This window comes from uncultured Eubacterium sp. (genome assembly GCF_934295145.1).
Taxonomy (GTDB): domain Bacteria; phylum Bacillota; class Clostridia; order Lachnospirales; family Lachnospiraceae; genus Eubacterium_I.
This window is the reverse complement of record NZ_CAKRAS010000092.1, coordinates 1-6,249: the sequence shown is the minus strand read 5'-3', so window position 1 is coordinate 6,249 and position 6,249 is coordinate 1. Positions and strand designations below refer to the sequence as shown.

The following is a 6,249-nucleotide window of genomic DNA, read 5'->3' as shown; positions in this document are numbered from 1 at the left end:
TCTTAGAGGAGAACGGTGTAAAACTCATCGGTACCACAGCTGAGACTATTTTCCGTGCGGAGGATCGTCAGGCATTCAAAGATACGATGGAGAAAATCGGTGAGCCATGTGCCGCTTCCCTGGTTGTAAATACAGTTGAAGATGGTATCAAATTTACAAATACCATCGGTTACCCGGTTGTACTGCGTCCGGCTTTCACTTTAGGAGGAAGCGGTGGCGGTATCGCCCATAACGAAGAAGAACTGGTTGAAATCCTGACCAACGGTCTGCGCCTGAGCCGTGTCGGAGAAGTTCTGGTTGAGCGCTGCATCGCCGGATGGAAAGAGATTGAGTACGAAGTAATGCGTGATGCCAATGGAAACTGCATCACGGTATGTAATATGGAGAATATCGACCCGGTTGGTGTGCATACCGGTGATTCCATTGTTGTTGCTCCATCTCAGACTCTGGGTGACAAAGAATACCAGATGCTGCGTACATCCGCGTTAAACATCATCAGCGAGCTGAATATCACCGGTGGCTGTAACGTACAGTATGCGTTAAACCCGGATTCCTTTGAATACTGTGTTATCGAGGTAAACCCGCGTGTAAGCCGTTCTTCTGCACTGGCTTCCAAAGCAACCGGATATCCGATCGCAAAAGTTGCTGCAAAAATCGCACTTGGTTATACACTGGATGAGATTAAAAATGCTATCACAGGCAAAACTTATGCAAGTTTTGAGCCGATGCTGGATTACTGTGTTGTAAAAATCCCGCGTCTGCCGTTTGATAAATTTATCACTGCAAAACGTACGCTTACCACACAGATGAAAGCAACCGGTGAGGTTATGAGTATCTGCACAAACTTCGAGGGTGCACTGATGAAAGCCATCCGTTCCCTGGAACAGCATGTGGACAGCCTTGTTTCTGATGAGTATCTGGCACTTTCTTATGACAAACTGATCGAGCGTCTGAAAGTAGTAGATGACAGAAGAATCTGGGTTATTGCTGAAGCATGCCGTCGTGGAGTTTCTTATGATACCATCCATGACATCACAAAGATCGACAAATGGTTTATTGATAAGATTGCAATCCTGGTTGAGATGGAAGGCCGTCTGCGTAGCGAGGCACTGACAGTTGATCTGCTCCGCGAAGCAAAACGTATTGAGTTCCCGGATAAAGTCATCGCTCAGTTAACCGGAAAAGATGAAGAATACATCAAAAACATGCGTTACGAGAACGGTATCACAGCTTCCTTCAAAATGGTTGATACCTGTGCTGCTGAGTTTGAGGCAACTACACCGTATTACTATTCCTGCTTCGATGGCGAAAATGAGGCAGACGGAACTGCAAAGAAGAAAAAAGTTCTGGTACTTGGTTCCGGCCCGATCCGTATCGGACAGGGTATCGAGTTCGACTTCTGTTCCGTACACTGTACCTGGGCCTTCGCAAAAGCCGGATATGAGACAATCATCATCAACAACAATCCGGAGACAGTTTCCACCGACTTTGATATCGCTGACAAACTGTATTTCGAGCCGCTGACACCGGAAGATGTAGAAAACGTCGTAAACATCGAAAAACCGGATGGAGCAGTCGTACAGTTCGGTGGACAGACAGCCATCAAACTGACCGAGAGCCTGATGAAAATGGGCGTTCCGATCCTTGGTACAAAAGCAGAGGATGTTGATGCAGCCGAAGACCGTGAGCTCTTTGATGAAATCCTGGAGAAGACAGGTATTCCGAGAGCAGCAGGTGGTACGGTATACACCGCTCAGGAAGCAAAAGCAGCAGCAAACCGTATCGGTTATCCGGTATTGGTTCGTCCTTCTTATGTACTTGGCGGACAGGGTATGCATATTGCATTCAATGATGATGAGATTGTAGAATTTATCGATACCATCAACCAGATCGCACAGGATCATCCGATTCTGATCGATAAATACCTGATGGGTAAAGAAATTGAGGTCGATGCGGTATGCGATGGCACAGATATCCTGATTCCGGGTATCATGGAGCATATCGAGCGTACCGGTGTACATTCCGGAGACAGTATTTCCGTATATCCGGCACCGACCATCAGTGATCATGTAAAAGAGACCATCGTAGAGTATACAAAACGTCTGGCAAGAGCACTTCATGTTGTAGGACTAATCAACATTCAGTTTATCGCCATGAATGAGGAAGTATACGTTATCGAAGTAAACCCGCGTTCTTCCAGAACCGTACCATATATCAGTAAAGTAACAGGTATTCCGATTGTAGATCTGGCAACGAAAGTAATCCTCGGCGAAACGATCAAAGGTATGGGATACGAGCCAGGACTGGCACCGGAGGCAGATTACATTGCGATCAAGATGCCGGTATTCTCTTTTGAGAAACTGCGCGGAGCCGAAATCAGCCTTGGACCGGAGATGAAATCCACCGGTGAGTGCCTTGGTATCGCAAAGAACTTCAACGAAGCATTGTACAAAGCATTTATTGGTGCGGGTATCCAGCTTCCGAAGTACAAACGGATGATCATGACAGTCAAAGATGCTGATAAAGAAGAGGCAGTTGGTGTTGCAAAACGTTTTGAAGCACTGGGCTATACTATTTACGCTACAAGAAGTACTGCAAAATACCTGCAGGATCATGGTGTAAATGCGCGCCGTGTCAATAAGATTTCTCAGGAATCACCAAACGTTATGGATCTGATCCTCGGACACAAGATCGACCTTGTTATCGATACACCGACACAGGGACGTGATAAATCCAGAGATGGATTCCTCATTCGCCGAAATGCCATTGAGACAGGTGTTCACTGCCTGACATCTATGGATACGGCAAATGCGCTGGCACTCAGTCTTGAGACAGCAAATGATCAGATGACGATGATCGACATCGCGACAGTTAAGAACCTTTAATTTTTTAGCTTATATAAAAAAACAAGATGGAACAAAAACTTCAATGCAGGCACGAATGATTTTCTATCTGCGCTGCGCCGCTTATTTCCGACCGCTCCCGTGAACTCGGCTGCAAAAACGGCAGCCTCAGACACACTCACGCGGTCGGGCTATGCTCGCTCCGATAACGAAAATCAATCTACCGCCTTGCCTTGGAGTTTTTGCGTCCATCTTGTTCCACTTATACGTGCTACCGTATACATAAAGAATATAGAAGCAGTCAGCTCTGTACTACATGAGCCAATTTGCTCACAAAAAATGATGCTGCTAAAATCTTATATGTCCATTTGCGAAAACGTAAAAGCGTAATTTGCAAGTCTGAATAGAGGTCTTTAAATATGAAGATTTTGTGAAATAAATATCAAAGTTGCATAAAAAGGGTGGATTTTTCGATTACTTTGTGGTAATGTAGGGAGTGGGAAGAAATTTAATTACCTGTTTGTGGGTATTGCATTGTATGCATACGTGTGTTAAAGTTAACTCGTAAGATTTTTCAAAAGCCTTAGCCAGAAGAGCGAGGAACCATTGAAAGAGAAAAATAGGATAGCGGATACCGAGATTCGGTGCGAATCCTAATTTTTTTTACAGACTATGTTAAAAAAATAACAGTCTTTCAATGACTTTTCACCCTTTCGACTGTGTTAAAAAAATGACAAAAGTGTACGAAAATCCTTTCGAAATTTTAGGAAAAATGACGGAGGAAACGTTGCAAAATTTAGATGATAGTGCTAAAATAAATTTGTCTAGCGTTATTCTTTTAACATAATTACTAGAGGTATATTTTTAAAGTCAAGAAGGAGAGAAGAAAAAATGGCAAAGAAAGTTGTATTAGCAGGCGCTTGCCGTACTGCAATCGGTAAAATGGGAGGACAGTTTGGAAATACTCCGGCTGTTGAGTTAGGCTCTATCGTTATCAGAGAGGCATTAAAAAGAGCAGGCGTTGCTCCGGAGCAGGTTGACGAGGTTATGATGGGATGCGTTATCCAGGCTTCCCAGGGACAGAACGTAGCTCGTCAGGCATCTATCAAAGCAGGTATCCCAAATGAGGTTCCGGCTTTTACACTGAACGTAGTATGCGGATCCGGTCTGAAATGTGTAAACGAGGCTGCAAACATGATCATGGCTGGACAGGCTGATATCGTTGTAGCAGGTGGTATGGAGAACATGTCCATGGCTCCATATGCATTAAAGAAAGCTCGTTTTGGTTACAGAATGAACAATGCAACTATGATTGATACAATGGTTAATGATGCATTATGGGATGCATTCAACAACTATCATATGATGATCACAGCTGAGAATATTTGTGATCAGTGGGGATTAACACGTGAAGAACTGGATGAGTTCGCAGCAGTTTCCCAGCAGAAAGCAGTAGCAGCTCAGGAGTCCGGAGCATTTGATGATGAGATCGTTCCGGTTCCGGTTAAAGTGAAAAAAGAGACTGTTATGATCGCAAAAGATGAGGGACCACGTCCTGGTACAACAGCTGAGTCACTTTCTAAATTAAGATGCTGCTCCGGTAAAGAGGGCGGACTTGTTACGGCAGGTAACGCTTCCGGTATCAACGATGGTGCAGCAGCAATCGTTGTAATGAGCGAAGAGAAAGCAAAAGAACTTGGTGTTAAACCGATGGCTACATTCGTAGCAGGTGCTCTTGGCGGATGTGCTCCGGAGATCATGGGTATCGGACCGGTTCCGGCTACAAGAAAAGCATTAAAGATCGCTGGTCTTGAAATGAATGATATCGATCTGATCGAGGCAAATGAGGCATTTGCAGCTCAGTCTGTAGCAGTACAGAAAGAGTTAGGCTTCAGCTCTGATATCTTAAATGTAAACGGTGGTGCTATCGCACTTGGACATCCGGTAGGAGCTTCCGGATGCCGTATCCTTGTTACACTGCTTCACGCTATGCAGAAGAGAGACGTTACATACGGACTTGCTACACTGTGTATCGGCGGTGGAATGGGCTGTGCTACAATCGTTAAAAAAGAAGCTTAATAAGAATTTGATTTTTAAAAGGATTTAAAAAATCCGGATCTATCTCCGGCATGATTGCGACATGCGAAAGTGTCGGAGATATTTTGTAACTAACATCGTTAGTTATTTAACAGAGTGCTGAAAAGCATAAAACATAATTAGATATGTGTGACTAATCTATGGACAAGATTGTTTGGGTATGGCAGTCAATATGTTTCATGTTAGTATATAATTTCATTTTAAGGAGGACATATCATGAAAGTTGGTATTATTGGAGCAGGAACAATGGGATCTGGTATCGCACAGGCTTTTGCACAGACAGAAGGCTATGAAGTATATTTATGCGATATCAATGATGAGTTTGCTGCAAATGGCAAGAAAAAAATCGCAAAAGGATTCGAGAAAAGAATCGCAAAAGGCAAAATGGATCAGGACAAAGCTGATGCAATCCTTGCTAAAATTACCACAGGTACAAAAGATATTTGTACAGATGCTGATTTAGTAGTAGAAGCAGCATTAGAGGATATGGCAATCAAAAAACAGACATTCAAAGAGCTTCAGGACATCGTTCCGGCTGAGTGTATTTTTGCAACAAACACATCTTCATTATCCATTACAGAGATCGGTGCAGGCCTTGACAGACCGGTAATCGGAATGCACTTCTTCAACCCGGCACCTGTAATGAAACTGATCGAGGTAATCCAGGGAGCAAATACTCCGGATGAGTTAAGAGACAGAATCGTTGAGATCTCCAAAGAGATCGGCAAAACACCGGTACAGGTTAACGAGGCAGCAGGTTTCGTAGTAAACAGAATCCTTGTTCCGATGATCAACGAAGGTATCTGCGTATTAGAAGCAGGTGTTGCAAGCGTGGAAGATATCGATGCAGCAATGAAATTAGGTGCTAACCACCCAATGGGACCTTTACAGTTAGGTGACTACATTGGTCTTGATATCTGCCTTGCTATCATGGAAGTAATCTTCAGCGAGACAGGCGATCCGAAATATCGTCCGGCTCCATTACTTAGAAAAATGGTACGCGCAGGTAAACTTGGCTGCAAGACAGGCGTAGGTTTCTACGATTACAGCAAGTAAGAATAGAATAAATACTCTCGAATTATAAGGGGGATCATCCTTTATAAGATATATAAGAAGTCAGCGGTCAAAATGACTGATATCCGATCATAATGTCGGAGAGAGGTGCCAGACATGTGCATTTTGCTACACATGTCTTTGGCGCCTTTTGGAGTTTTGACTGTGCTTCACTAAAAATGGAGGAAAAGTAAAAAATGGATTTCGGATTAAGTAAGAAACACGAAATGGCAAGAAGCCTTTTCAAAGAATTCGC

Annotated in this window: 3 protein-coding genes; all 3 read left to right on the top strand. The window is 43.7% G+C overall.

The annotated features are described in order from the left end of the window. Positions 1 to 2,885, top strand: a 2,885-nt coding sequence (gene carB, locus Q0I54_RS12820; protein ID WP_296119179.1) for a carbamoyl-phosphate synthase large subunit, incomplete at its 5' end; no start/stop codon positions are given. Between the two features lie 849 nt (positions 2,886 to 3,734). Next, positions 3,735 to 4,922: an acetyl-CoA C-acetyltransferase gene (locus tag Q0I54_RS12815; RefSeq protein WP_296119176.1), complete on the top strand. Its 1,188-nt coding sequence runs from the start codon at positions 3,735 to 3,737 to the stop codon at positions 4,920 to 4,922. A 234-nt stretch (positions 4,923 to 5,156) separates the two neighbouring features. Beyond that, complete coding sequence (locus Q0I54_RS12810) at positions 5,157 to 5,996, top strand: 3-hydroxyacyl-CoA dehydrogenase family protein (protein WP_296119174.1); 840 nt, start codon at positions 5,157 to 5,159, stop codon at positions 5,994 to 5,996. Positions 5,997 to 6,249 lie beyond the last annotated feature (253 nt).

Coding starts and splice junctions, on each gene's coding strand:
- Q0I54_RS12810 (WP_296119174.1), top strand. CDS start 5,157: ATGAAAGTTGGTATTATTGGAGCAGGAACAATGGGATCTGGTATCGCA.
- Q0I54_RS12815 (WP_296119176.1), top strand. CDS start 3,735: ATGGCAAAGAAAGTTGTATTAGCAGGCGCTTGCCGTACTGCAATCGGT.